Genomic DNA, 300 nt, shown 5'->3' with positions numbered 1-300 from the left:
GGTCGTTAGCTCAGTTGGTAGAGCAGTTGACTTTTAATCAATTGGTCGCAGGTTCGAATCCTGCACGACCCACCAATTTAACATCAAACTCAGATGTTGAACGTGAAGGATAACGTTGCGTCAGCAACGGCCCGTAGGGCAAGGCGAAGCCGAGTCATCCTGCACGACCCACCAATTTTCTAATTGGTGCCGAGTAAAAATATTTCAGGTAGTCCCCACCGTATGGGTCGTTAGCTCAGTTGGTAGAGCAGTTGACTTTTAATCAATTGGTCGCAGGTTCGAATCCTGCACGACCCACCA

1 tRNA gene and 1 other RNA gene are annotated in these 300 nt (G+C 48.7%); both read left to right on the top strand.

Going from position 1 to position 300, the window contains the following annotated elements:
* Positions 1–6 precede the first annotated feature (6 nt).
* Positions 7–174, top strand: a non-coding RNA gene (locus NAZ64_RS22450) — RtT sRNA.
* 50 nt (positions 175–224) lie between these two features.
* Positions 225–300 (top strand) — tRNA-Lys (locus tag NAZ64_RS22445).

Source organism: Salmonella sp. A1325, from assembly GCF_056991255.1.
The sequence above is the reverse complement of the archived record's forward strand: the minus strand, read 5'-3'. Positions and strand labels throughout refer to the sequence as shown.